Origin of the sequence: Limosilactobacillus ingluviei DSM 15946 (assembly GCF_001435775.1) — a bacterium.
Classification (GTDB): Bacteria; Bacillota; Bacilli; order Lactobacillales; family Lactobacillaceae; genus Limosilactobacillus; species Limosilactobacillus ingluviei.
Genome location: NZ_AZFK01000087.1, coordinates 34453 through 60768, shown reverse-complemented (window position 1 = coordinate 60768; position 26316 = coordinate 34453). Strand labels below are relative to the sequence as shown.

Here is a 26316-nt window from a genome sequence, read left to right as displayed (position 1 = left end):
TATAACCGGTTGATCAAGCGGTTAAGAATTTGAAGCATAGGGTCACGAACTTATTTTTTGCAAACGTTTTATGATTTTGATTAGAAAAAGATTAAATTTTGCAGTTGACATTCTAATGGAATTCCCTTAGACTAAGTTCCATCAAAAGTTAATAACACATATTTTTAAGGAGGGACTGCTTATGGAAGCGCGCGTCAAACCTGCTTCAAAGCAAGCTACTACATATCAAGAGGCTTCCCGCTTTAAGGAAGCACTCTATCGAGTCTTTGCTGCTACTGCCCAAGCCATCTTAGTCGTTCTTGGTGGTGGCCTGTTACTGGCAACGATTGGGAATCTGTCGGGGATCCATGCCCTTTCCCTGGTTGGTTCAGAAGCCCAAGCCTTGTTGGCACCAGCAATCGGGGTGGCGGTAGCCTCACAATTAAACACGAATACCTTGGTAACTTTTGCTTCCCTGGTTTCAGCCACCGTCGGAGCAAATGCCGTGCACTTTACCAGTGCCAGTGTAAATGCCGCCACGGCAACTGGCCAAGCCAGCGTTTCACTGGCTGGAGCGCCCATCATCACTTCTGGACAACCAGTTTCAGCGCTGTTAGCCGCAGTGGCTTGTGTCCTGGTTGGGAAGTACCTGACGGGCAAGACCCCACTGGACATGGTCTTGGTACCATTTGGGGCTTTGGCGGTTGGGGTAACCTTTGGTCTGTTGGTTGCTTCTGTGGTTACCCCAGCCCTGTTGGCGGTCTCGGCTTACATTGCCCACACGATGACGGTCTCACCAGTCTTGGGGTCAGTGGTAATTTCACTGGTTTGGGCCCTCTTCTTGATGACGCCGGCCTCTTCTGCCGCTTTGGCAGTTGCCTTGACATTAGATCCGGTTTCTTCTGCAGCCGCGTTGATTGGGACCACGGCGCAGTTCGTAGCCTTTACGGCAATGTCATGGCGCCAAAATAACCTGGGAGCAAATATTGCCCAAGGGTTGGTTACGCCAAAGCTGCAATTCCCGAATTTGCTGTTAAATCCATATCTGTTGGTGCCATCGATGGTTTCCACTGCGGTCTGTGCGCCAGTAGCTACGGTGCTGTTCCACTTCCGCTCAACGTACACCTTGGGCGGTCTGGGACTGAACTCGCTGATTGCGCCAATCGCCTACCTTTCACGGGGCTGGGATCAATTCGCTGTTTACATGGCCTTCGGGGTTGTGGTCCCAGCGGTAATGTCAGTAACGCTTTACTTAGTAATGAAAAAAGTCGGTTTGATTGGTGAAAACCAATTACACTTGGAAGTAGTTTAATTAAAAAGGCTCAATGCTCCCAAAACGCATTGAGCCTTTAGTATTTAGTGCCAAAAGTGTGCCAACTGAGAAATTAAAAACCGCGTTAGACCATCTGGATTGCTTACCAAGCCTGGTCTAACACGGTTTTATTACTTCAAAAAGTCAGGGGCTAAGAATTCAGGATTCGGGTAGTGGTAGAAGCCTTGCCCGCTTTCCCGGCCGGTTTGTCCTGCATCAATCATTTCCTTAAGCTTATCAGCAATCAGTTTTGCATCGGGGTTCCCGGTCTGTTGGTAGCTGTTCATTTCAATCTGGTACGGAGTCCGTAGGCCAACCACATCCAAGATCATGAATGGACCCAACGGCGCCCCGGTAGAAATCATCCAATCTTTGTCGACCAAGTGCGGGTCGGCAATTCCCTTCGCCCACACGGCCAATGCGGCATTAAGCAGTGGGACTAGTAAGGCATTTAAAATATAGCCAGGATATTCTTTGTGCATCGTGATTGGCACCATCCCAATCGCCTTGGCAAAAGCTACTGCCTCATCAAAAACAATTGGATCTGTGACCGACGTTCCCACGATTTCAGCGACATTATATTTCCAAATTTGGTTAGCAAAGTGAATGTGTAAGAATTGAGCTGGCCGATCCACGTACTGCACCAATTGGCTCGGCATCATCGTGGACGAGTTGCTGGCCACGATGGTTTTAGCAGGTAGCACTTTCATTAATTCACTGTACATTTTAGCCTTAATTTCCACGGCTTCCGGGATGGCTTCGATTACGAGGTCGGCATCAGCTACGGCCGCCGCCAAATCATCAGTAACCTGGATGGTCGCCAACGCTTGATCAAATTCGGCTTGGGGCAGTTGAACATCGCGTGCGTATGGTGCTGCTAACGCCGCTAACCGTTGCTTAGCCACAGCAATTTGGGGGTCATAAGCAGCGACATGCATTCCTTTTAGGGCGGATTGAAAGGCAATTTGACTGCCTAAGGTGCCGGCCCCGATAATTGTTACATTTTGAATGGTCATCGTTATTACCTCCTTAACAATCTTATTCCACCTTTATTTTATCACGAAAGCGGTTACAAAAGGTAAAAAAGGCCATAAAACGACAAAAGACACCAAATGTCGTTTTATGGCCGCCTGTGGTAAACCTAACGTGAGCCAGGGAGCGTGACGCCTAACTCTTCACCCAACGTTTTCATTTGAGCGTAAGTTTTTTCATCCACTTCAACCCCCCGTTGCCGATTTTGGGCTAACAAGCGATATTCACGATCCCCTGGAATCCAAATTTGTTTTCCAGGAATTGCTGGTAGCTGCCGAATTCGGTCTAACATCCGGGTCGCATCAGCCGCTAATTTAGCTGGCTCGCCGAAGAAAGCTGGGTCGAAAACCAATAAGAATTGGGAAAAATCATGCTTACCTTTTACGGTATCCGCTGAAATAGACCCTTGGGCTAAAATGCCGGTTAGGATTTCAATTACTAATGAATTGCCCATCCCTTTGTAATTTGAATTCTCTTCGAAGAGGCCCCCTAAGGTCAAGAGTCCCCCGCCCTTTTGGTCAGTTGAAAAGGCGGCCGCGGCCAAGATCTCCTCAGCTTCTTTAGGGTCGCGAACGACTTGGCGGTTCTTATCGACGACCCATTCACCCGGCAAAGTTTCACCCCGCTTGTCTTTAACCTGGATTTTGCCGCCGGAAACTGCCGCGGTGGCGCAATCAAACATAAATGGGTGGGGCTGGGCTGGGAAGCCGAAGGCAAAAGCATTTGAACCTAAGAATGCCGTGGTGGCATTAGTCGGCACCACTAAGGGTCGGGTGTTAGTCAGGGCAACACCCACTAACCCGGCCTCAAGGGCCAGGCGGGTATAGTAGCCTGCCGTTCCAAAGTGATTGGAATTCCGGACGACCGCCATGGCGATCCCGGTTTGTTTGGCTTTTTTAATAATTTCTCGCATTGCTAAACGCGCCGCAAGCTGACCCATGTTTTGATTGGCATCGACCAAGACCAGCCCCGGTCGCTGTTTGATTACTGTTGCCTGCTTTGTTGGTATAATAGTGTGGTCCTTGACCATTTGGGCATACCATGCCAAACGGTTAATCCCGTGCGAAGAAATTCCGCGTAAATCCGCATCGACTAATGTATCCGCCAAAAATTTGGCATCATCAGCCGAAAAATTTAGTTTAACAAAAATCTGTTCCAAGTAGGTCCGTTCACTTTCAGACAAAATTCGCATTCAGCATCGCTTCTTTCTCATTGTTTTATCATCTTTTTATAATTTTAAAGTGATCTGAGCAAATGTCAAGATTAAAAAAACTCCGCTGTGCTTAGTGCACACCGGAGTAAAATTAGTAATTACTTTTCCGTTGCCTTTTCCAAGGCCTTCATGATCGAAGGGTTCTTGGAGTGGCAGTCCTTCAGCATTTGTAAGTCGGCTGCGGATAATTCAACTACGTACTTGGCCATCGTTTTACCTCCCTTTTCGCTAATGAATTTATCTTACCACAAATTCCGTGCTTTGCTGCGTTAAAGTTCACTGGTCGCAAAGGAACGGCCTTCTAGGGAACGCAATAAGGCATCAACCGTATCCAACGCCGTTAGCAATGGTACGTTGTGTTCAATCGCCGTCTGGCGGATGATAAAGCCATCTGAGGTATGCTCATAATCATGTCCCATTGTATTGATGACCAGGTTCACTTGCCCCGCCTTAATGACATCCAAAATGGTTGGGGCCGCTTGATCATGGACACGCTGGACTTTGGTGACGTGTAAGCCATGTTTCTTCAGGTACTTAGCGGTCCCCTTGGTGGCCAAGATGCGGTAGCCAATCCGGGCAAACCGTTTCGCCAGGGCTTTAACCTGTTTTTTATCGTGGTCTTCCACGGTTAACAGGACCGTCCCGTTGAGCGGCAATTGCATTTTAGCCCCAGCAAAGGCTTTGTATAAGGCTTTGGCAAAGTTGGCATCCGTGCCCATTACTTCCCCGGTCGACTTCATTTCAGGCCCCAAGTAGGCATCGACCGCATCCAGTTTGCTAAAGGAAAAGACGGGGGCTTTCACGTGCACCAAGGGTGAATCAGGGGCTAGTCCACCTTGGTAGCCTTGGTCACTTAGGGATTGCCCTAAAATCACCTTGGTTGCGACCTGGGCCATTTCAATTCCCGTAATTTTACTTAAGAACGGGACGGTCCGACTAGCACGCGGATTGACTTCTAGGACGTAGGCTTCATGGTCGTGGATGATGAACTGAATGTTCATAATGCCAATGCACTTTAAAGCGACGGCCAGTTTTTTGGTTGCCGCCACGATTTGGGCTTTGATGTCATCCCCAAAGGACTGTGGCGGATAAACGGCCATTGAATCCCCCGAGTGGACCCCCGCCCGTTCAATGTGTTCCATAATCCCCGGCAAGAGGACGTTGGTTCCATCACAAATCGCGTCGACTTCGCATTCTTTTCCTTCTAAGTACGCATCGACCAAGATCGGGTGATCGACGGCCGCTGGGGCGTTTTGAGCCAGATAATTCTTCAACTCTTGGGGCGAATTGACGATTTCCATCGCTTTCCCACCAAGGACATACGAAGGCCGGACCAAAACGGGATAACCAATCTGAGCTGCTGCTGCTAAGACGCCTTCTTTGGTGGTTGCCGTTAAGCCGACTGGTTGCTTTAAGCCCAGGTCTTTAATGACTTGATCAAAGACTTCCCGGTCTTCAGCAGCGTTTAAGTCAGTTACCGTGGTCCCTAAAATTTTAACGCCGTTTTGGGCCAGGCCGTCCGCCAAATTGATCGCTGTTTGGCCACCAAACTGGACAATGACCCCGACCGGCTGTTCAACGTCAATCACGTTTAGCACATCTTCCAGTGTCAATGGTTCAAAGTAGAGTTTGTCAGAAACGGAGAAATCAGTAGAAACGGTTTCGGGATTTGAATTCATGACAATCGCTTCGTAACCCAATGCTTGAATGGCGCGTACGGAGTGAACGGTAGCATAGTCAAATTCAACCCCTTGCCCAATTCGAATGGGCCCAGAACCAATCACCAAAATTGCAGGTTTATCGCTACGGTGAGATTCATTTTCCGTTTCATAGGTGGAATAAAAGTACGGCGTCGTGGAATCAAATTCGGCTGCACAAGTGTCTACCATTTTATAAACTGGGACTAAGCCTAATTGTTGGCGCTTTTGCCGAAGCTCAGCTGCTGAGGTCCCCCATAATTTAGCGATAGTTTGATCCGCAAAGCCATATTTTTTGGCCGTGCGTAAAAGGGCCTCGTTATTGAGGTGGGTCTTGAGCTGGTGTTCAATCTCCACTAGGTGCTGGATCAGATCCAAGAAGTAGGGTGTGATTTGCGTGAGCGCGTGCACTTCTTCAATCGTCATCCCCCGCCGAAAGGCTTCGGCTAAATAAAACAGGCGGTCGTCTTGCGGCGTTGTTAACTTGGCCTGTAACTGCTTGTCCGAAGCTGCCGCAGCCGCGGGAGAAATGAGATCCGTTTCGTCAATTTCCAGGGAACGCACCGCTTTTTGCAGCGCTTCTTCGGCGGTGCGCCCAATGGCCATTACTTCCCCCGTCGCTTTCATTTGACTCCCCAGTTGGCGGTCCGCTTGGGTGAACTTGTCAAATGGCCAGCGCGGAATTTTGCAGACCACGTAGTCCAAGGCCGGCTCAAATTGGGCCCAGGTCGTTTGGGTGACGGGGTTTTTAATTTCATCCAAGGTTAACCCAACGGCAATCTTAGCGGCTAATTTGGCGATCGGATATCCCGTGGCTTTAGATGCTAAGGCTGAGGAACGCGAAACCCGGGGATTAACCTCAATGACGTTGTAGTGATAAGAATGGGGATCCAAAGCTAATTGAACGTTGCAGCCCCCTTCAATTTTCAAAGCGCGAATCAATTTCAACGCACAATCCCGCAACATTTGATATTCCCGATCCGAAATGGTTTGGTTGGGAGCGAAAACAATTGAGTCCCCGGTATGAATCCCCACCGGGTCAAAGTTTTCCATGCAGCAAACGACCATCGCATTGTCCGCGGCGTCCCGCATGACCTCAAATTCAATTTCTTTGTAGCCGGCGATTGATTTCTCAATTAAGCACTGGGTAACGGGAGAAAGCTCCAGTCCATTGGCAGCAATGGTGGCTAATTCTGCGGGGGTCTGACACATTCCGCCACCAGTCCCACCCATGGTAAAGGCCGGCCGGACAATGACCGGGTAGCCAATTTCTTCGGCAAAGCTCAACGCTTCCTCGACCGTACCAACGGTTTGAGAAGCCGGAATCGGTTCCCCGAGCTGTTGCATCAAGGCTTTAAATTTTTCCCGGTCCTCGGCTTGGTCAATCGCCGTTAATTGGGTCCCTAAGAGTTGAATATCCAGTTCGGCTAAGATGCCGGATTTTGCTAAGGCGACGGCGAGGTTTAACCCAATTTGGCCCCCAAGGGTCGGCAAAATCGCATCCGGGTATTCTTGGCGGATGATGCGGGAAACGGCTTCGACCGTGAGGGGTTCGATGTAAACATGATCGGCAATCTGCTTGTCGGTCATGATCGTGGCGGGATTGGAGTTGATCAACACCGTTTCGTACCCTTCTTCACGTAATGCCAGACAGGCTTGGGTGCCTGAATAATCAAATTCCGCGGCTTGACCAATGATGATCGGGCCTGAACCAATTACTAAAATCTTGTGAATATCCGTCCGCTTAGGCATGAGCTTTTTCCTCCTTTACTGCATCGACTGTGGCAACAAACTGATCAAATAAGCCCGCCGCATCATGGGGGCCCGGGGCCGCGTCCGGGTGAAATTGGACGGAAAAGGCGGGATATTTTTGATGTTTGAGCCCTTCGATTACCCCATCGTTGATTTCCAAGTGCGTGACGGTTAAAGCGGTCTCGCTCAAAGAATCTGGGGCCACGGCATAACCGTGGTTTTGGGAGGTAAAGGTAATTTCCCCCGTGGCTAAGTTTTTCACGGGGTGGTTAAACCCGCGGTGCCCAAATTTCATTTGGAACGTTTGGGCGCCGTTGGCCAGCGCAAAGACTTGATGACCCATGCAGATGCCGAAGACTGGCACATGCTGTTCGATTTCTGCGACCATTTTGATTGCAGCAGTCTGCTCGGTCGGATCCCCGGGGCCGTTTGACAATAAGACACCGTCCGGGTGGTAGTCTAGGACGGCTTGGGCGGAGACGTTAGCGGGCAAAACGATGGTATTGCAGTCTCGTTGGGCCAATTCGCGTAAAATACTGTGTTTGAGTCCAAAGTCAATAACCACAATATTCCGCTTACTGCCAGGATTAGGATAAGGCGTTGGGGTTGCTGCCCGCCGGGAAGCGCCAACTGTTGGATGGACCATTTTTAGTTCGGCCACCACCGCTCGCTGCTTATCTAAACTGTCAACCAACTTGCCGCGCAGGGTCCCATGTGCCCGGATTTGTTTCACCAATTGCCGGGTATCGACCCCCATGAGCCCCGGGATTCCCTGGCGTTTTAAGAAGGCTGGCAGGCTTTCTTGCATCCGCCAGTTGCTAGGGTGCCGCGCAACTTGGTGGCAAATTACGCCTTTGATTTGGGGATTCAGGGCTTCGTTGTCGTCAACGTTGATTCCATAATTGCCGATCAAGGGATTGGTAAACACCAAGATCTGATCGGCATAGGATTGATCCGTAATCGCTTCTTGATAGCCCGTCATTCCCGTGGTAAAGACCACTTCGCCAGTTGTGATGGTGGTCGCCCCGAAAGCTTCGCCCGCGTAGGTTGATCCGTCTTCCAGAATTAAATATCTTTGCATATTGTTGCCTCCAATTCGCATGTGCTCAGTTTCCCTGCTCGCGGTCAGGGTTTAAAGTTCGCGTTTCCTTTTTCAGGAAGCGAAAGGGCATTTTAAAAGGTTCTCTCCGCTAAAAGAGACGAACTCTTTTAAAATAAAGGCTGAGAAAGTTTGCTTTTCTCAGCCTTTGAATATTATTCCATGCCCATTAACTTTTTACCAGCTTTAATTTGTTTTTTTACATTTTCAAAGCTGGTACCCCCTAATGACTGTCGACGCGCAACGGCAACTTTCGATTGTAAATCGTGATAAACGTCGACTCCGATTTTGGGCATGATTTTTTGGTATTCAGCGAGGGGGATTTCCTGTAATGTGGTCCCAGTTTGTAATCCTTTGAGGACCAATTCTCCCACAATTGCGTGAGCTTGTCGGAACGGAACGCCTTTTGTTGCCAAGTAGTCAGCCAGTTCGGTCGCATTGGAGAAGTCGCGTTCCGTTGCCGCTGCCATCCGGGTTTTGTTGACCTTGGCGGTGGCTAGCATTCCGGCCATCACGTGTAAACAAGGCAAAATCGTCTTCACTGCATCAAAAACGCCTTCCTTGTCCTCTTGCAGATCCTTATTGTAAGCTAAAGGCAAGGCTTTCATGACGGTTAATAAACCAGTGAGATCGCCGAAAATTCGACCGCTTTTGCCACGAATCAATTCCGCATAATCGGCGTTTTTCTTCTGGGGCATGATCGAGCTGCCAGTTGCGTACTCATCCGCTAACTCCAAGTACCCAAATTCATATGAGGTCCACAAAACGATTTCTTCACCTAAGCGCGAAAGATGGACCATTAAGATTGCGGCGTTACTTAAGAATTCGAGGGCAAAGTCCCGGTCTGAAACTGCGTCCAAGGAATTGGTATACGGTGCGGAAAAGCCTAATTCTTGGGCGGTTAAAGCCCGGTCAATCGGAAAAGTAGTCCCAGCTAACGCCGCTGCTCCAAGCGGCGAAAGATCGGTGTGCTGTTGGTTGAATTCAAACCGTTCCACATCCCGTTGGAACATGGCGAAGTATGCCATTAAATAGTGCCCGTATGAGATCGGTTGCGCGTGTTGAAGATGCGTATAGCCGGGCATGACGGTTTCAAGATTGGCTTCGGCTTGCGTTAGTAAAACGCGTTGTAAGTGTTTGATCGCGGTAATGACTTGTGGCAGGTGTTCCTTAACGTACAGATGAAAATCCGTAGCGACCTGGTCGTTGCGGCTACGAGCCGTATGCAATTTCCCGGCGACGGGCCCGATTTCTTTGGTTAATAAAGCTTCGAGATTCATATGGATATCTTCGTTAGCTAGTGAAAACTCGAGCTTCCCCGCGGCTAATTTAGCTTGCAAGCGTTGCAGCCCAGCGATAATTTGGTCAGCGTCAGTGGCTGATAAGATGTGAGTGGCCTTCAACATTTTCACGTGCGCCAAGGAACCCAACAGATCTTCTTTGGCCATGGCTTGATCGAATTCGATTGAAGCGCCAAAGCGATCGAGGTCGGGAGTCGCCATTGCTTGAAAGCGCCCGCCCCATAATTTATTAGTTGCCATCGGCGGTCCCTTCTATCTTTTGATGAACTTGAGCGTAGACTTGGGTTGGCAAGCCCCAGAGTTTAATAAAGCCGGCGGCGGCTTCTGAGTCAAATTGATCCGCCGCGGTATAAGTAGCCAGTGATTCGTCATATAATGAATTGGTTGATTTCCGGCCTTCGCAGATCACGTTGCCCTTAAATAGCTTCACCCTAACGACCCCATTGACGTCTTTTTGACTTTCCTTGATAAAAGCCTGCAGGCTGTCCATCAAAGTGGAAAACCAAAGACCATTGTAAATTAAATCCGCCATTTGCTTTTCAAGCAAGGGCTTAAAGTGGGCTAAGGACTTTTCTGTTGCGATATCTTCAATGTCCTTATGGGCCGCTAGCAATACCGTAGCGGCGGGACATTCGTAAATTTCCCGGGATTTAATGCCGATCATCCGGTTTTCAACGTGATCAATCCGGCCAATCCCGTGCTTGCCGGCTAATTGATCTAAGGTCATAATTAATTGGGCTAACGACATGGCCTGACCGTTCAAAGCGGTCGGGATTCCCTGGCTAAATGTAATGGTGATAACATCAGGGGTATCCGGGGTATCTTCCAACGCGGTGGTCCGTTCGTAGGCATCGGCAGGGGCCGCCGCCCAAGGATCTTCTAGGATACCGCATTCATTGGCCCGCCCCCAAAGGTTTTCATCGATTGAGTACGGGCTCTGTTTGGTAATGGGGACTGGAATCCCGTTTTCTTTCGCGTAGTCGATTTCATCTTCCCGGGCCCAGTGATTATCCCGAATCGGATCTTCAATCTTCATTTCCGGGGCAAGGGCGTGAATCCCAACTTCAAATCGCACTTGGTCATTTCCCTTACCAGTACAGCCGTGCGCAATTGCGATCGCCCCCTTGGCTTTGGCAATTGCTACCAGATGCTTAACGATTAAGGGCCGGGAAAGCGCCGAGACTAGTGGATATTTATTCTCATACATTGCATGAGATTGCAAAGCCGGCAGTACATAGTCGGTAGCAAATTCTTCCTTTGCGTCAATTACGATTGATTCGACGGCGCCGACTTGGCGACCTTTTTGCTGGATCGCGGCCAAATCTTTCCCTTCACCCACGTCAATACACACGGCAATCACGTCATATCCCTTATTCTTCAACCATGCAATTTCAACCGAGGTATCCAAACCACCGGAGTAAGCTAATACAACCTTGTCTTTTGCCATTTTCCTCGCTCCTTTATCATTCATTTTCAATGGATTGTTATGCATTATAGAACTAATTGGATATCCATGCAACCTAAAGGGGAGAATTGTTATTTTTATACATTAAAAAGTAAAGTTGTTTGCCGGCTTAAATTAGGATAAAAAGCTGATAGACTAGGCAAATAGTGGGATTTAAGGCGAAAGAAAATGGTTGATTTTATGCAGATATAAATTTTTCAGATTCGATTAACTTAACATAATTTTTAGACTGTATATAAAAAGTGGAGAGCCCCCACAGCTCTCCACTTTATTCGCAATTTTATTATTGTAAGAAACGTTCGTAATCAATCGAGGCGCTGGAAATACCGTCCGGGGCATCGGGGAAGGTAAAGATCACCCCTTCGGCCTCATCGTAATCAATTAAACAATCGTGACTGCCAAAAAACCAAGCATCCGCAAAGTTAATGTGATAATCAATCTCATCTTTGTGGACATGAATGATGGGGCGAACCGGATGATTATCCTTGGCGTACCCTTGCTTATGGTCATGATTAACTGGTTGCCCCGGAACTTGCTTGCCGAAGAAACGGACCCCGTCATCAGCTTGTAGTGCTAATTCCTTAATAATCGCTTGACTGGCTTGATCAGTAATAATTAAGCGCAAAAGCTGATCCCTCCGTTAATCTGCTACTTTGACCGTCGGTTCAGCGGCCGTTAAAACCACATTGTGTACTGGAACAACCCCAAAATACCGTTCGATTTGTTCGGCCAATTGCGTCATAGCCTGGTTGGCCCGGGTTGCTTGGTCCGGAGTTACCGATTCGATGACCGCAACGATATTTTGTGAAGTTTCATCCAGCATCGTTCGTTGGGCATCCCGCCAGTTGAGGCACCGGCAAACGGCACCTTGTTCATCATACCAAGCCATCTCCCCAGCTAAGGTTGGTTCATCTTTATCGGCACCGACAGGTTGGAATGGCAACCCTTCTTCAACCAATCCCAAGTGCATAGTGCCCTGGATTTTATCCCGGTCTTCAATTCCGACGGGAACCCCATTGGTAATGGAAACGCAGTTATAAATATCGACCAGCGGATCGATTGGAGTTAACTCCTTACCTTGGTCAATTCGCTTTAGCAGGGCTTCAATCGAGGCCCGGGCCCCTTTCTTCTTTTTGAAAGCTTGGTAGGCGGTCCGCCATTCGGCTACCACGGGGTTTTTACTGAACTGCGCGGCACCTAAAAAGCTTTCGGCTTGATCCATGGCCGTTTGCAACATCTTGCGCCGTTCGGCCTCACTCAGGGTGGCGTTGTGGTTGTCAATGCCATTGGCAATCAAGATATTAACTTGCGCGCCAGGGAAAGTGTCAAAAAAACTTTGGTCAATCGTTACTGCTTCTAACATTGCTTACCTTCCTTTATGATTCCTGTTGTTGCAAAAATTGGGCTAGCGCGACGGTTTGCCGAGCGACCTTGTCAATTCGGTGCTTTGTCGCGTCTTCAATAATTTCTGTTCGGTAAATCTCACGGGCTTCAACAAAAGCGCAATTACTGATTACTTCGGCTTTCATCGCCGTCAGCACCGGTTTTAGTTGGTATTCGGCAGCCAAAAAGAAGCGCGGTGATCCCGCGTTGACTACCGTCCCAATCACTTTACCCCGAAAGCCATCTTCCGGTAATAAGTCAAAGACATTTTTTAGCGCCCCTGGAATTGACCCTTGAAAAATGGGCGTCCCCACAATGATTGCATCAGCCACTGCCAACGTGGTTGCGACTTGGTAGGTATCACCATCATACTCATGGAAATCACGTCCATCGCTAGCTTGAAGCTGATAATCGCGTAAATCTAACATTTTAAAGTTAACTTCTGTCCCGTAGGTCCGGCCAATTTCTTTTTCGACTTCGCGCATGGTGGTGATTGTTTGGGACCCCGCGACCGAACCTGATAAACCTACGACCTTTAACATTTCTTCCTTATTCTCTCCTCTTTTATTGCTAGTACTGCCGGTGTTCACCGGCTTTAACCCGGTCCCAGTCGGCACTGATATTTTCAACGACCCGGGCTAATAGTTGGGTTAACTGTTGACTTTCGGTTGCCGAAAGCCCTTGGCGGGCAATTTGTTCCGAGTATGCGTTTTCCCGTTGGATAAACGCCGCTTGTTGCGCCCCCAGTTCAGTAACATAGAGATGCTTTACTTTTTGGTTGTCTGGAGCAGTTTGCCGATCCACCAAGCCACATTGGACAAGCTTGGCGATGGCCCGGGAAACTGTTGCCCGATCAACTTTTAACATTTTTGACAATTGTTCGGCAATAATACCAGGGTGCTCGGCAATTCGGACCAAGTAAAGGTACTGCCCCCGGGCCAGCTGGTGCTGTTTGAATTCCACGTTTGCAATGGAATCCAGCGCTCTGGCAATTGTTCCAATCTGTCGTACAATGGTTGCCATCTCATCCCCCCTTCAGTACTAGTTTACCGCAAATAGTTGCATTTGCAACAAAAATCAAAAAAGTTCCTTTAGTAATAAGTCATCACATTGTTCGTGGTCCCCCATCCAAAAGCAATGAGTGCTGACCGGCTGAAAGCCGTACCGCGCGTAAAAATGCTGGGCCCGCTCATTTTTTTGCCATACTCCCAACCAAATTTGGTTAAAATGGTGCATTCGGGCGTACGTAAGCGCAAAATCCATCAAATGGTGGCCTAATCCCTGCCCCCAAACGGCTGGCAAGAGGTAGATACGCTGAATTTCAATGGCCCCCGGAAAATTCGGTTCAGTTTGGGTTGGACCCCAGTTTAGCTTCAGGTAACCAAGCGGTTGGCCGTTTCCTTCTAAGAAAAACGTGGCGGAGGTTGGCGCAGTTACTTCGGCTTGTAAAGTCGGCAACTGGTAATTATTGACGACGTACTCGGTAATGCTGCGGACATCGTTATAGGGAGCAAAAGTTGCCGTAAAGCTTTCGGCAGCAATAGCTTGGAGTGTTGTGAGATCAGTATGGCTGGCAGTGACGGGCCGGATGGTAATTTGGGTTGTTGCTAAAATTTGCCAGGTTGACGTTACTGTTGGGGTTTGGGTCGTGGTATTCATACGAAGCCCTCCGTTTCCATTATTTATTAAACCGTTTTCATGCCTTTATTTTAGCAACCTTACGCAAGCGATTCAATTACAAAAATTATACACAATTATAGCATAATTAATCGCTGGTTGTGTCGAAACGTCGCCAATTCGTATAATCATTCAATTGATTGAAAAGAACGGCGGCATTTTTTTGAACTGCCCTGAAAACATGATAGAATGAACGAAAACCCATGAAAGAAGTGATAAGATGGAAGCTGATCGCTATCGGAAATTAATCCAGCAAGAATTAGCGGCCCTGCCCGATTACGTAATGGCTTACTACCGGGGGACCAATTTGGCGATGACAACCACTTACCAATATTTAACCGAATTCCGCCGCTTTTTTAATTGGCTGCGTGCCAACCAGATAAGTCATGCGACGGATAATCAACGGATTGCGACCACTGAGTTGGCCCATTTGCGTCGGGAAGACATCATGCTATACATTGATGATTTAAAGCATACCAAGAACGCCCAAGGACGCGCCAATTCGGCAACTTCAATCAACCGTTCTTTAAATGCGCTACGGTCCCTATTTAAGTTTCTGACGATCACGGCTGACAATAATGATGGGGAACCGTATTTTGAGCGGAACGTAATGTTAAAAATTCCGTCGCTCAATAGTACGCAGACCTTAAATTACCGGGCCCACGCGTTAGCTTCGCATATGTATCGGGGCGAGTTAAAGTTTGATTTTTTGACCTTTATTGCCCAGGAATATCCCCAAAAATGTGATAAACGCGCACAAGCTTCCTTTATGATTAATCAAGAACGCGACCTGGCGATTATTGCTTTAATTTTGGGAACGGGAATTCGCGTGTCGGAAGCGGCCAACGTTAACTTAGCGGACCTAAACTGGCAACAAAAAATGCTGGATGTCACCCGGAAAGGGGGGCAAAAGGACAGTATTCCGATCGCACCGTGGGTAATGCCCTACTTAACCCAATATCAACAAATCCGGGCAGCACGCTACCACGCGCTTAAAAAGGACGTGGCCTTCTTTTTAACGAATTATCACGGCGAGACCCGCCGGATCAGTGCTAACTCAATTGAACGCTTGGTTAAAAAATATTCGACTGCGTTTGGCCGCCCGTTAACGCCCCATAAGCTGCGCCATACCTTGGCGTCGGAATTATATGAAGTTACCAAGGATCAAGTTTTAGTTGCACAACAATTAGGTCAAAAAGGCACGTCAGCCACCGATTTGTATACCCACGTTGATCAGTCCGTGCAAAAAGCGGCCTTGGCTAAAATCAGTAAACCAGAGGAAGAAGGATAATATGTGTACTGCAATTACTTATCAGGATCGCCAAGATAACGCTTATTTTGGGCGGACCATGGATTTCCCCCTCAAAGCCACCCCTTGGCGCTTAACTTACGTCCCGGCCGGTTTTGCATGGCAAGTTCGGCCTAGTGAACAATTTCTTACCAGCAAATATGCGGTATTGGGCGGGATGCGCCTGGCCGATGGACACTACCTGATTGGGGATGGGGTTAACGAGGCCGGCTTAGCGTGTGCCGAATTGTACTTTCCGGGCCAAGTTCAGTATTATGAAACCCCCCAGTTTTACCGGTTAAACCTGACCCCCCAAGACGTAATTACCTGGCTGCTCACCCAACACCAATCAGTGGCTGAAGTGGCAAACAATTTGGACCGGCTGGCGATTATTGCCCAGCAATGGTACGATCATGATATTATTCATCCCTTTCATTGGATTTTAAGTGATGATACTGGTACCTATTTAATTGAACCTACCAATGAGCAATTAAGCCTTAAAAAGGCGCCCCTGGGCATTTTAACTAATGCGCCGGCAATTGAACAACATCAAGCCAAGTTGACGCACCTCGTAGGGGGCGAACCAACTAAGGAACGCTTGGCAGCTTTTCCTAAACGCCTACCGGTCACCCGGACGCCTTCAAACCGCTACTTACGAACAGCGTTAACCTTGGCTAAACAACCGGTGCCTGATCACCGGGATGGGATCTTATTAGGCCGGAAAATTCTCGAACGAGTTCAAATGGAGCCACTGGAAGGGCATGACGACTATACCCACTATATTGGGGTGATTGATCGAACCCACCTCACCTATGATTTTACCGATCTTGAATTTGAGCATCATCACCGGGCCTCGCTTCGTCATCTAATGAAGAAGTATCACAAACCGGTGACCTTTCATTAATTAAGGCAAACAACGATCTGGTCGTTAGCGGATCGTTGTTTTTTCATCTGTTTAAGTTTACATAATAATGTAAAGGTAAAGTTAATATGACTTACCGCCCCGCCATTGTCCCACAAAATTGGTCGGGTAACTAGATTCGCGTTCAGCTGCAGCTAGCTGACCAACTCCCCAACTAGTCAAATGAAAATGCAGCTGAGCGGAAAATCAGAATAGGGCCACCTTTTGACGCCGGTAATGACAATTAACTCACTTACGAAGTGTTATTTATATAAAATAACACTTCACGATCCCTATTAAATCAAGGCTTTATTTGGCACCAAAATTAAGATGTGTTATTATTGTAAATATCGATAAAATAACACTATTAAAAAGGGGCCGATTTTACCCATGAAACAACTCGTTTTACCGATCAAAAGTGAAGAAGTCCTTGCACAAGTCCAAGATACCCTGCTCCATAATTTTAAAGCCGGCCAGCGCAACTATACGATTTTTCAAGTTGGTAAAGCGACCCTGCTACGGGTCAGTGACGTTTTACGGCTCAAACAAGCGGATGTTTTTGACGACTACGGGGCTATTCGCGAACGGGCCTACATTACTGACAAAAAAACTGGCAAACAAAATACCCTGTATTTAAAACCAGTTATGAACGACCTAGTCATTTACCAGCAATGGTTGAAGCGACAACGCTTAGAAAACCAAACGCCGTGGTTGTTTCCTTCGACCACCCGCCCGCAAAAGCATATTGATGAACGCCAGTTTTACCAAATTATGGCCAAGGTTGGGCGCTTGTTGGATCTAAATTACTTAGGGACCCATACCATGCGCAAAACCGGTGCTTACCGGGTTTATGTCCAGTCTAATTACAACATTGGTTTGGTCATGCAACTGTTGAATCATTCCAGTGAAGCCATGACGTTAGCTTACCTCGGCTTAGACCAAGTCAGTCGAGAACATATGCTAGATAAAATCGACTTTGGGTAACACTTCGGAAATTATGTAAACATAAAATCGTTAAAACTCCTATCGTTTTTGAACAACGAACATTTTGTGTGTTTTTAAGTTTAAAGTTGGTTTTAACCGCTGGATTGGGTTATAATTGTAGAAAATCACTTGGAGGGATCCCCAAATGAAGAACATTTATTTTAATCACGATGGAAACGTTGATGATTTAATTTCCTTATTGTTGTTACTACAAGCCCCTGATATCAAACTATTAGGGGTCGGGGTTGTTGATGCCGACGGCTATTTAGAACCGGCGGCCGAAGCTTCTCGGAAAATCATTGATCGGTTTAACCGCCGGGGCGACCAATTAAGCGTTACCAAGTCAGTTGCCCGGGCGCATCATCAATTCCCAAAGGAGTGGCGCTTAAGTTCGTTTGCCTTTAACCACTTCCCCATCTTAAATGAACCCGGCGTCATTAGAACGCCGGAAGCCCCGTTGCCAGCCCACTTAGACATGATTGAAAAGATTCAGGCGGCAGATGGCCCAGTGACTTTAATCATGACGGGGCCAATTTCTGATTTAGCCTTAGCTTTAGATGTGGATCCGTCAATCGAAGCCAAAATTGAGAAACTCTACTGGATGGGCGGCTCGCTGGATGGACATGGGAATGTGTTGGAACCCGGCTTTGATGGAACCGCCGAATGGAATGCCTTTTGGGATCCTGAAGCGGTAGCCCGGGTTTGGCAATCAAAATTAGATATTCAAATGGTCGGTTTAGAAAGCACCGAAGAAATCCCCCTTACGCAAGAATTACAAATGTACTGGGCGTCCCGCCGGCAGGAACCTGCCTTTGACTTAATCGGCCAAGGTTATTCTTTGGTCTTGTCTTACGAAGCCAACTCGGTTTATTACCTTTGGGATGTCTTGACGACGTTATCAGCGCTCAAACCAGAATTGGTGGAAACAGAAAAGACGGCTTCGATTGCGCGAGTTGACGGCCCAGCCGCTGGGCGGACCGAACGTGATCCGCAAGGGACGCCAATGACGTTAGTGACGAAGGCGGATAAGGAGGCGTTCTTCCACTTCTTTGATGAATTGGCGGCTAGTGCCGTGCTTAAATAATGGCCTTAAAATTATGTAAAGTTAATAAAAAAGCAACGGTCCGCTGTTTCTAAAAGCTCGCTCATTCCGAACGAGTAGTTCACGTTGGACCGTTGCTTTTATACTAATTAGCCATCAAAATGGGTTTGGCCCATTCATATTCAGTTTGTGACTTTACCTTGTTTGGATTGAGTTCTTTTATAACCTTTTCCAGATGATCTTCAACTTTCTTCAATGAGTCGAAAGCCAATAACCCTAGCCACTCATAAACTCACCTAATGGGCCAAATGCTTCACCAGCATAACTGAAGATCCCTGCAGAAAGATCAGGGCGCTTAGCTAATAAGTTATTCAATGATAAGACTAGAGAAAATGCTCCAATTCCGCAGATTAACCATGCAATTAGAGCCGGGCCAGGCGCCGCGGCAGTTGCAAGATCACTACAAATCCCGTAAACTCCTGGACCAATCGATGAGCCAACGATTAGGGCAATCAATTCGCCTCGACCCAAGCCTGTTTTTTCTTTCATTTCTGCCTCCTCCCTTACTCAAACTGAACTATTTCAGTTCTTTCAAGAACTTGCTGACTTCGGCCAAGCCATTCTTCAAATGTTCGCTTTCAAAGGCATAACCAATCCGTGCAGAATGCTCAATATCAAAGCAGCTACCTGGAACCAGGAGTGTATGATATTCCTTCATCAAACGGTCACAGAATTCAGCACTAGGAATATCTAAGTCATAGTGCAGCAGAGTGGTTGTACCGGCCTTTGGCTTCAGCCATGAAATATGTGGTTCACTGTTTACCCAATCTTCCAGGATCTTAAGGTTCTTACGAATGATCCCCCGATTCCGTTTGATAATGACGTTCTGATGCTGAAGGGCAACGGTACCTACTAATTCATCTAACCGACCACAGCTGATTGTTGCGTAATCACGGTGTGACAGAAAATCACGCATTAACTGCCGATCATGGGTAGCAATCCAGCCTAACCGTAAACCAGCTAATGAGAAGACTTTAGAGAAGCTACTAGTGGAGATTCCCTTGTCATAAAGGTCAATGATTGATGGTGAGTAATCATCGGTTTGGGTCAGGTGACGGTAAACCTCATCGCACATCACGTAAGCACCGACTGACTTAGCAATCTTAATGATGGTCATCAATCCCTCCTTACTCATTAAGGAGCCAGTTGGGTTATCGGGGTTATTGATGACAATTAACTTGGTCTTTGGCGTAACCAATGACTTCAACTCTTCCGCATCTGGCAAGTAGTCGTTCTCTCGTTTCAATGGCAGAAGTTTAACGGCTGCGCCTAGCGCCTCTGGGATTGACTGTAATTGTTGATAGGTTGGTGTAACCGCAATAACTTCATCACCGGCAGAAACAATGGTATTTAGCACCAGATTGTTGGCCCCAATTGCACCATGTTCTGTAACGATTTCCTCGGGAGTCAAATTTTGATAGAGCTTAGCGATTTCCTTTTTCAACGGAATAGCTCCTTCAATAGCACCATAGGTTAACCGCGTATTAACTAATTGGTTAGTAAACTCCTTTTCATCAACCCCAATTGTCGCAAGTAAGGTATGGATACTAAACGGGGATACACACGTTTCGCCAAGATTATACTTAGCCTTGGTTTCGTACTCGTTCATCCATTGTTCAACGCCAAAATCTTTAATCTTCATCAGAAAACACTCCTTTTCTATAATTCAATTGTTGTTCCAACATGATGATTACTTGCCCGCTGTAGAGCCAGGTTTGCGGCTTCCAAATCTTGTAAGGCAATTCCCGTACTGTCAAATACAGTAATCTGCTTATCATTTTGGCGACCGGGTGCCTGCTTAGTAAGAACAGCGCCAATCTCATGAACATCAGCTTTCTTTAAAAAACCTGTCTTAATTGGATTCTTCGTCTCACCGACTGTGGTAGCCTGTTCTAAATCATCAACATAAGCTGCAGCATGAGCAAAAATTGCTGTATCCAGTTCCTGTTTACCTGCCATATCAGCACCAATCGCGTTAATATGCGTACCAGCTTGAACCCATTCTGCTTTGATTAATGGCTTGGTTGATGGCGTTGCGGTGATAATCACCTGAGCATCCTTGACTGCTGCCGCTAAATCACTAACTGTAACAAACTTGACTGTTGATAACCGTTTTTCAATCTTTACCGCAATCGATGGTTCATTCTCTTGAATGTTTTGACTAAACAGCTCCGTCAACCGACTTTCGGCTTCTCGAGCAAAGCTTTCAGCATTTTTTTGATTCATTGGGTCATAAATTTCAACCGTTGTGATTTCGGGCAATACACATAATTGCGCCATGATCTGATACAAGGCTTGCCCCCCGGCACCAACCATCAAAAGGGTATCACTGTGTGGATTGGCAAGTGCCCGACTGGCAACCGCCCCAGCGGCACCGGTCCGGTAGCCCGTTAGTGCTGGTGCATTGATAATGCCAACTGGCTCTCCGGTTTCACTACTGTAGAGCGTTACCAAGCCGTTCAATTCTGGTAAGTTTTGCTGGGCATTATTGCCAAACCAGGCAAGTAGCTTGTTACCAAAAATGCGCTTAGGCTGAAGTGCCCCAGAGCGAATGTCCATATCAGCCATATCACTGAAGGCGTGGTACACCATTGGCCATATCTCACCGGTCTTTGCTGACTTTTCTTGGTACGCGTCCTGAACAGCGTTGATCACTGCTGGCATATCCAAAAGATGACTAATATTTTGCGCATTTAATACTCTTACCTTTGCCATTTTGCATCCTCCTATTTGAATCAATTTCAAAAAAGAAGGCATTTATAACAAGCCTTAAGTGATTAAATCACCATACCTACGGCTTGAAATAAATGCCTTCTACTTACTCAACCGGTGTCAAGTAAGTTGTTTTATTTGATTGGCTTTAATATAGCACCCCTAGAAAGCGCTGTCAACAAAAAATTGTAATACTTTTCACTTGGCCCCACAACTTAACAGTGAGCAACTTACGATAATGCTTGGTATCAGTTTCTTGCGTCAGATGCTTTTCAATTTCATTTAGTTGGATTTCATTTAATTTTTTCATGTCTTACATCATATCATACCCAAGATATTAACGGTCCTATTTTGAACAATAATCAGTATTAAATAACGGCCTTAAAATTATGTAAAGTTAAAAAGCAACGGTCCGCTGTTTCTAGAAGCTCGCTCATTCCGACCGAGTAGTTCACGTTGGACCGTTGCTTTTTAGTAATTAGTTGACATAATTTTGAGATCGTTAATCGCGCTTGAAGAAGCGGCCAAACAACCCCGTTTTCTTGGTTTGGTGATGAGCAAGTTCCGCCAAAATTTGATCATACTTTTCTTGACGTTTAGCTTCTTCAGTGGCACGACGGGCCGCTTCGGCCTCCTGGAGAGCGATCAACCGGGTCACCGCATCCTGTTGATGCTCGGCTTTATGAGCTTGTTGATAATAGTTTCTGACTAAGGGTTCGCCAATGAATTGGTCAAATTTATCAATGTCGAGAATCATCCCGATATCATTTTGCACAATCCCAATCCCCATTTCCCGGGGCAACATATTGAAGTAATTATCGAGGGTTTCATTGTTATTTTGGTACAGGTTGGATTTTAAATCGTTGAAAATCGCTTTTGAGACGGTAAAATGCTGGTCATCCCCAGCCGTAAAATAGACATTCTTAAAGTTGTTTTCTGCTAATAACATCCGCCAAATGGTTTTATTTTGGTCTTGTTTATAATCATACCGCTTGGCCAACAAGGGAGCTAAGCGATGATTTAACCCATATTGTGCCAATAAGTCGCTCAGGATTTCTTTGGTTAAACTCAGATAATCCTTGATTAATTTACTCTCGTCTTCCCCGGAGAGGTTGTTTAAACGTTGATTTAGTCGATAGACAACGGTTTTGTATAGATGGTCATTGACGTTGTTAACCAAAATCCGGTAATCGATGGTTTGTTCATCTTCTGGTAACCAACCAGATTCAAACGATAAGTAATAAACCCGCTTGGTAATCTCTTCTAAATTATTGATCCCTTTATTGGAGGCGTTGTGATTCATAGCAAAAATATTGACGTTATGAATGTCTTCGAGGGTATTGGACCATTGCTTAATCGCATTGGTCGCGACCTTTGAGTGGAGGAAATTCTCGTAGAGTTCATCAATCACCATGGGCGAAATAAAACGTTGTGATTTTAAATAGTGATCCAAAAAGGCAACTGCCCGATCACTGCGGGCGCTAGTGGAGTTATTGATTTCCGAATACTGAACGCTAGCTGAGGTATCACCAGTGAAAGGCTTGAAGTAGTCGTGAACCAATAAGGTCTTGCCCGTGGTCCCCCGCCCAATCAGCACCATTGATAGCGGTACTTGGTCCGCTGACCGACTAAAGTTGGATTCGCGATAGATTTGACGAATTTTCCAAATTAGCGGCGCCGTCATCAAGTATAGAAAGGCTGAGAGGGCCTGCAAACTTTCATCGCGAACCTTATTCGTGCGAAAGCTTTCAATAATGTTGACGAAGTTCTCCAAATCTGCGCGGCTTAACGGGCTTGCCTGCAATGGTTCATATCGATCAGTAACAGGATTTTGCACCAATACCTGCCCCTCTGTTTCATCATAAGTCCACATCGGGACCGGGTAGAGTTCATTTTCGGGGATTACCCGGTGTTCATCTTGGGCAAAGGCTTGGTAATATAAGACTTTCGCGTTTGCCTGCGCGGCAGCTTGATCACGTTTTTTGTTTCCCTTTGCCGTATAGACGGCTTGAACCGCCTTTACCCACTGGGGGGCCACCACTTTTTCGCGTTGTTTTTGGTCGGTAATCGCCTCAATTTCTTCTTTCTGTAAAGTGATCGCCGTGGTCGTTTCTTGAGCGACATGGTCCGTTAAGATCGCGGTGATTTCTTGCCGGGATTTTCCTTTTATTTGCTGAATCAGCTTCCGATTCACGTAATCGGTACTATCAACTTCAAAGTTCTGCTTAAACAGGGCCAGATGGGCTTGATAAATGGCTTGGTCTTGGGAAATCGCTTTTTCGCCCCGGTAACACCACATCAATTCATGATTTTGGGTCAGGGCTTGTTTGGTTAAGTTCATCGAACCGTTAAAAATGATGAACTGTGTCTCATTTTCCAGCAAGAAGTATTTGCTGTGAAACAAGGCCTGTTTGGTAAATTTTAACTGCAAACTGCCCGCTTCAATTCGTTGCAAGAACGTATCGCTGGCATTCACCAGTTCCTCGACCCGCCGCGGGACATTGAAGATTTGCTCCATTTTTTGGCCGGTTTGCCGATCCTCCATCCCTAAAATCAACTTGACCTGTTGAAAGCGCGGCAATAATTCTTGCTCGATGACCTTAAATGAGCCCACAAATGAAACGCCGCGAAAACTGACGAAGCCCTCAGTTAATTTCCAAAAGTCCGGTTTGGTTAGCATTTGCTGATTTTTTAAATCGTAGATCCTTAACATATTCGAACCTCGTTTCTCTATTTAGTTGCCATGGACGTGGTTTTGCCAATTCCGGTACTGAGAAAGATACCAATCATCAACCGGCCGGTGATTGGCAAGATAAAAGTCTCGATTTTGCCGCATAATATACCCAATTAAAGCATTTTTATCATTAATTGGCAATTGCTCCCGCGGCTGCTTAACTGTCAAACCCCGCACTTGGGTGGGCCGGGTTAAATGATAGTCCAGTTGCCGATGTTCAAAGTGTCCTTTTTCGTATCTAGCGACGCGCGCTTTAAAGGTCACCAGGCTGCAACTCTCCTAAACTTAAAAAGTTTTTACCATAATTTAGCCACAGGTGATCAGTCATGAATTGGTCTTCACACCACAAATCGACCAATAAAAGTGTTGGTTGATAAATGGGGTGACTCTGACTATGATAGGTATTTTTAAAGCCAGTGCGTTTAAAAGTACCCGTAAATTGATAACGTTGCTGACTGCCTAACTGGCGTAACTTGGTCCGCATGCCTAAGTCCTCCTTTCTATCGTCCCTCTCTTTGCGAATGTAATATCATCAAATTCACATTTAGTAAAAATATTTTCGTTTAAAATCGAAAAAAAGCAGGATAACGATGAATTGTTCTCCTGCAAGAATTTTATGACCACCATAGTTTGACCAGTGCTTGCGTCCCTTCCTCGCCCAAGCCGCGTTGATCAACTAAGGCTTCGTATAATTGTTCAGCCGCCTGCGTGCTAGGCAGATTAAGCTGTTGGCGTTGAACTTCATCGAGGGCGATCCGCAAGTCTTTTAAGAAATGCTTCGCGAAGAAACCGGGGGTATAATCACCCTTTAAAATCCGGGGGCCGTAACTTTGCAGGCTAAAGTTAGCGGCCGCGCCGCCTTGTAAAGTCGTCATGACTTGCTTTAGATCTAGTCCCGTAGCACGGGCATAGACCAAGGCTTCGGTCAAACCGGTCATCGTACCGGCAACCATAATCTGATTCGCCATTTTCGCGTGTTGACCAGCCCCAAAGCCGCCAAAGTGATTAATTTCCTTACTGAAATGACGCAAAAGCGGGGTCACGGCGGTTAAAGTCTGTGCATCCCCACCGACCATAGCGGTTAAGGTCCCGGCCTTTGCTCCGATATCCCCGCCTGAGACAGGAGCATCCAGGACGGCAATCTCTTTTTCGCGGGCTTGTTCCCCAATTTGTTGCGCCAAGCTGGGGCGACTGGTCGTCATATCAACCAAGATTTGTCCGGGACGGGCATGGGCTAATAAACCAGCTGGCCCCAAGTACACAGCTTCGACATCCTGGGGAAAGCCCACCATGGTGAAAACCACATCGACTTTATCGACCAAAGCTGCGGGGGAGGCCGCCCAGCTAGCTCCATTGGCCAAGACCGCTTTGGCATGGGCTGGCGTACGGTTAAAAACCGTTACTTGCTCCCCGGCGCGAAGTAGATTATTAATAATTCCGGTGCCCATAACGCCGGTTCCAATAAAGCCAATTCTCATGAAAGCCACCTCTTTTCTACATTAATTATACGCAGAAATTACAATTGTGCCAAAGCCTGCTTTAAATCGGCAATCAAATCAGCTTCATCCTCTAAACCAACCGATAGACGAATCAATTCATCCTTAATCCCATTAGCCAGCCGGGTTGCGCGAGGGATCGCCCCATGGGTCATAACGGCTGGTACTTCAATCAGACTTTCAATCCCGCCCAAACTTTCCGCGAGGGTAATGACTTGTAGGCTTTCAACAAAACGTTTAGCACTCAAACCCGGCTGTAATTCAAAGGAGACCATGGCCCCAAAACCGCGCATTTGTTGAGTGGCAACAGCGTGCCCAGCAAAATCAGGCAAGCCCGGGTACAAAACCCGCGCAATACGGTCATCATGAGTGAGAAAATCAACCACCGCGGCGGCATTTTCTTGGTGAACGCGCATCCGGGCCCCGAGGGTCTTGATCCCCCGTTGCAAGAGCCAAGCATCATCCGGCCCCAAGACTGCACCAATGGAATTTTGCAAAAAGGCCAGTTGGTCAGCTAACGCGGGATCATTGGTGACCGCAATCCCAGCCACGACATCAGAGTGGCCCCCTAAATATTTGGTTGCCGAATGGACGACAATGTCGGCACCAAGTTGCAAGGGATTTTGGTTGTACGGGGTCGCAAAGGTATTATCGACAATCGTTTTTAACCCATGCCGTTTGGCCAATTGTGCTAACGCGGCGATATCCGCAATTTGTAAGAGCGGATTAGTTGGGGTCTCTAGGTAAATCGCCACGGTATTGGGTTGGATCGCTGCTTCAACTGCCGCTAATTGTCGCATGTCGACAACCGTAAACTCCAGGCCAAAGCGTTTTAATACTTTGTTGATCAAACGGAAGGTTCCACCGTAAACATCGGACCCGACGATCAGATGGTCTCCCGCAGAGTAAAGCGAAAAGACCGTATGAATAGCGGCAGACCCGGAAGCAAAGGCAAAGCCGGCGCTGCCGCCTTCAATTTCGGCCATTAATTGTTCCAAGGCCGCCCGGGTCGGATTACCAGTACGGGCGTATTCCCACTTGGGGTGACCGCCTAATTCGGTCTGCCGGAAGGTTGAAGACCGATAGATGGGAGTTGAAACAGCGCCAGTTGCGGGATCTTCGCTTAAACGACTATGAATTAAACGCGTGTTGAATTTCATGGTAAGACGTCCTTTCTTAATCAGCTCAA

The 26316-nt window shown here is 47.1% G+C and carries 23 protein-coding genes and 1 pseudogene; 5 read left to right on the top strand and 19 right to left on the bottom strand.

The window, feature by feature from the left end; all coding sequences use genetic code 11:
• Positions 1 to 181: 181 nt before the first annotated feature.
• Positions 182 to 1291 (top strand): PTS sugar transporter subunit IIC, encoded by a 1110-nt coding sequence (locus FC43_RS09930; RefSeq protein WP_019205422.1) that lies wholly within the window; start codon positions 182 to 184, stop codon positions 1289 to 1291.
• Positions 1292 to 1422: 131 nt separating this feature from the next.
• On the opposite strand, the gene FC43_RS09925 is transcribed toward FC43_RS09930, so the two are convergent.
• The 11 genes from FC43_RS09925 to FC43_RS09875 all read right to left on the bottom strand — a co-directional run bounded on the left by FC43_RS09925 (position 1423) and on the right by FC43_RS09875 (position 13892).
• Positions 1423 to 2307: a 3-hydroxyacyl-CoA dehydrogenase gene (locus FC43_RS09925; protein ID WP_056955536.1), complete on the bottom strand. Its 885-nt coding sequence runs from the start codon at positions 2305 to 2307 to the stop codon at positions 1423 to 1425.
• A 125-nt stretch (positions 2308 to 2432) separates the two neighbouring features.
• Positions 2433 to 3515 (bottom strand): Ldh family oxidoreductase, encoded by a 1083-nt coding sequence (locus tag FC43_RS09920; protein ID WP_056955535.1) that lies wholly within the window; start codon positions 3513 to 3515, stop codon positions 2433 to 2435.
• Positions 3516 to 3805: 290 nt separating this feature from the next.
• Complete coding sequence (carB, locus tag FC43_RS09915) at positions 3806 to 6985, bottom strand: carbamoyl-phosphate synthase large subunit (RefSeq protein WP_019205484.1); 3180 nt, start codon at positions 6983 to 6985, stop codon at positions 3806 to 3808.
• The gene (locus tag FC43_RS09910; RefSeq protein WP_056955534.1) at positions 6978 to 8066 is read right to left on the bottom strand and encodes a carbamoyl phosphate synthase small subunit; all 1089 of its coding nucleotides are present in this window, start codon (positions 8064 to 8066) and stop codon (positions 6978 to 6980) included. The genes carB and FC43_RS09910 overlap by 8 nt, the downstream gene beginning before the upstream one ends.
• 173 nt (positions 8067 to 8239) lie before the next feature.
• A complete protein-coding gene (gene argH / locus FC43_RS09905; RefSeq protein WP_056955533.1) occupies positions 8240 to 9625 on the bottom strand; it encodes an argininosuccinate lyase in 1386 nt (461 codons plus the stop codon).
• Positions 9615 to 10832 (bottom strand): argininosuccinate synthase, encoded by a 1218-nt coding sequence (locus FC43_RS09900; RefSeq protein WP_056955532.1) that lies wholly within the window; start codon positions 10830 to 10832, stop codon positions 9615 to 9617. The genes argH and FC43_RS09900 overlap by 11 nt, the downstream gene beginning before the upstream one ends.
• Before the next feature lie 301 nt (positions 10833 to 11133).
• Positions 11134 to 11475, bottom strand: a complete 342-nt coding sequence (locus FC43_RS09895; RefSeq protein WP_056955531.1) for a HesB/YadR/YfhF family protein — start codon at positions 11473 to 11475, stop codon at positions 11134 to 11136.
• Positions 11476 to 11490: 15 nt separating this feature from the next.
• Positions 11491 to 12213, bottom strand: coding sequence for a B3/B4 domain-containing protein (locus tag FC43_RS09890; RefSeq protein WP_019205489.1), 723 nt, complete (start codon positions 12211 to 12213; stop codon positions 11491 to 11493).
• A 13-nt stretch (positions 12214 to 12226) separates the two neighbouring features.
• Positions 12227 to 12775: an NADPH-dependent FMN reductase gene (locus tag FC43_RS09885; RefSeq protein WP_056955530.1), complete on the bottom strand. Its 549-nt coding sequence runs from the start codon at positions 12773 to 12775 to the stop codon at positions 12227 to 12229.
• Positions 12776 to 12803: 28 nt separating this feature from the next.
• The gene (locus tag FC43_RS09880) at positions 12804 to 13256 is read right to left on the bottom strand and encodes a MarR family winged helix-turn-helix transcriptional regulator (RefSeq protein ID WP_056955529.1); all 453 of its coding nucleotides are present in this window, start codon (positions 13254 to 13256) and stop codon (positions 12804 to 12806) included.
• Between the two features lie 54 nt (positions 13257 to 13310).
• The gene (locus tag FC43_RS09875; RefSeq protein WP_056955528.1) at positions 13311 to 13892 is read right to left on the bottom strand and encodes a GNAT family N-acetyltransferase; all 582 of its coding nucleotides are present in this window, start codon (positions 13890 to 13892) and stop codon (positions 13311 to 13313) included.
• Between the two features lie 238 nt (positions 13893 to 14130).
• Between FC43_RS09875 and xerS the strand changes: the two genes are divergently transcribed.
• The 4 genes from xerS to FC43_RS09855 all read left to right on the top strand — a co-directional run bounded on the left by xerS (position 14131) and on the right by FC43_RS09855 (position 18167).
• Positions 14131 to 15201, top strand: coding sequence for a tyrosine recombinase XerS (gene xerS / locus FC43_RS09870; protein WP_019205493.1), 1071 nt, complete (start codon positions 14131 to 14133; stop codon positions 15199 to 15201).
• A 1-nt stretch (position 15202) separates the two neighbouring features.
• Positions 15203 to 16102 (top strand): linear amide C-N hydrolase, encoded by a 900-nt coding sequence (locus tag FC43_RS09865; protein ID WP_056955527.1) that lies wholly within the window; start codon positions 15203 to 15205, stop codon positions 16100 to 16102.
• A 387-nt stretch (positions 16103 to 16489) separates the two neighbouring features.
• The gene (locus FC43_RS09860; protein ID WP_019205495.1) at positions 16490 to 17083 is read left to right on the top strand and encodes a site-specific integrase; all 594 of its coding nucleotides are present in this window, start codon (positions 16490 to 16492) and stop codon (positions 17081 to 17083) included.
• 145 nt (positions 17084 to 17228) lie between these two features.
• Positions 17229 to 18167, top strand: coding sequence for a nucleoside hydrolase (locus tag FC43_RS09855; RefSeq protein WP_056955526.1), 939 nt, complete (start codon positions 17229 to 17231; stop codon positions 18165 to 18167).
• A gap of 237 nt (positions 18168 to 18404) precedes the next feature.
• Here the strand turns inward: FC43_RS09855 and FC43_RS09850 are convergent.
• The 8 genes and pseudogenes from FC43_RS09850 to FC43_RS09820 all read right to left on the bottom strand — a co-directional run.
• Positions 18405 to 18674, bottom strand: a pseudogene (locus tag FC43_RS09850) (arginine-ornithine antiporter); the annotation flags it as partial.
• Between the two features lie 28 nt (positions 18675 to 18702).
• Positions 18703 to 19827, bottom strand: coding sequence for an aminotransferase (locus FC43_RS09845; RefSeq protein ID WP_056955524.1), 1125 nt, complete (start codon positions 19825 to 19827; stop codon positions 18703 to 18705).
• Between the two features lie 17 nt (positions 19828 to 19844).
• Positions 19845 to 20900: an ornithine cyclodeaminase family protein gene (locus FC43_RS09840; RefSeq protein ID WP_056955523.1), complete on the bottom strand. Its 1056-nt coding sequence runs from the start codon at positions 20898 to 20900 to the stop codon at positions 19845 to 19847.
• Positions 20901 to 21399: 499 nt separating this feature from the next.
• On the bottom strand, positions 21400 to 23610 hold the full coding sequence (locus tag FC43_RS09835; protein ID WP_056955522.1) for a phospholipase D family protein: 2211 nt from the start codon (positions 23608 to 23610) through the stop codon (positions 21400 to 21402).
• A 21-nt stretch (positions 23611 to 23631) separates the two neighbouring features.
• A complete protein-coding gene (locus tag FC43_RS10945; protein ID WP_082611501.1) occupies positions 23632 to 23895 on the bottom strand; it encodes a hypothetical protein in 264 nt (87 codons plus the stop codon).
• Positions 23885 to 24115, bottom strand: a complete 231-nt coding sequence (locus FC43_RS10940) for a hypothetical protein (RefSeq protein ID WP_051014596.1) — start codon at positions 24113 to 24115, stop codon at positions 23885 to 23887. The genes FC43_RS10945 and FC43_RS10940 overlap by 11 nt, the downstream gene beginning before the upstream one ends.
• Positions 24116 to 24245: 130 nt before the next feature.
• Positions 24246 to 25109 (bottom strand): NAD(P)-dependent oxidoreductase, encoded by an 864-nt coding sequence (locus FC43_RS09825; protein WP_056955521.1) that lies wholly within the window; start codon positions 25107 to 25109, stop codon positions 24246 to 24248.
• 38 nt (positions 25110 to 25147) lie between these two features.
• Positions 25148 to 26287, bottom strand: a complete 1140-nt coding sequence (locus FC43_RS09820) for a trans-sulfuration enzyme family protein (RefSeq protein WP_056955520.1) — start codon at positions 26285 to 26287, stop codon at positions 25148 to 25150.
• Between the last annotated feature and the right edge of the window lie 29 nt (positions 26288 to 26316).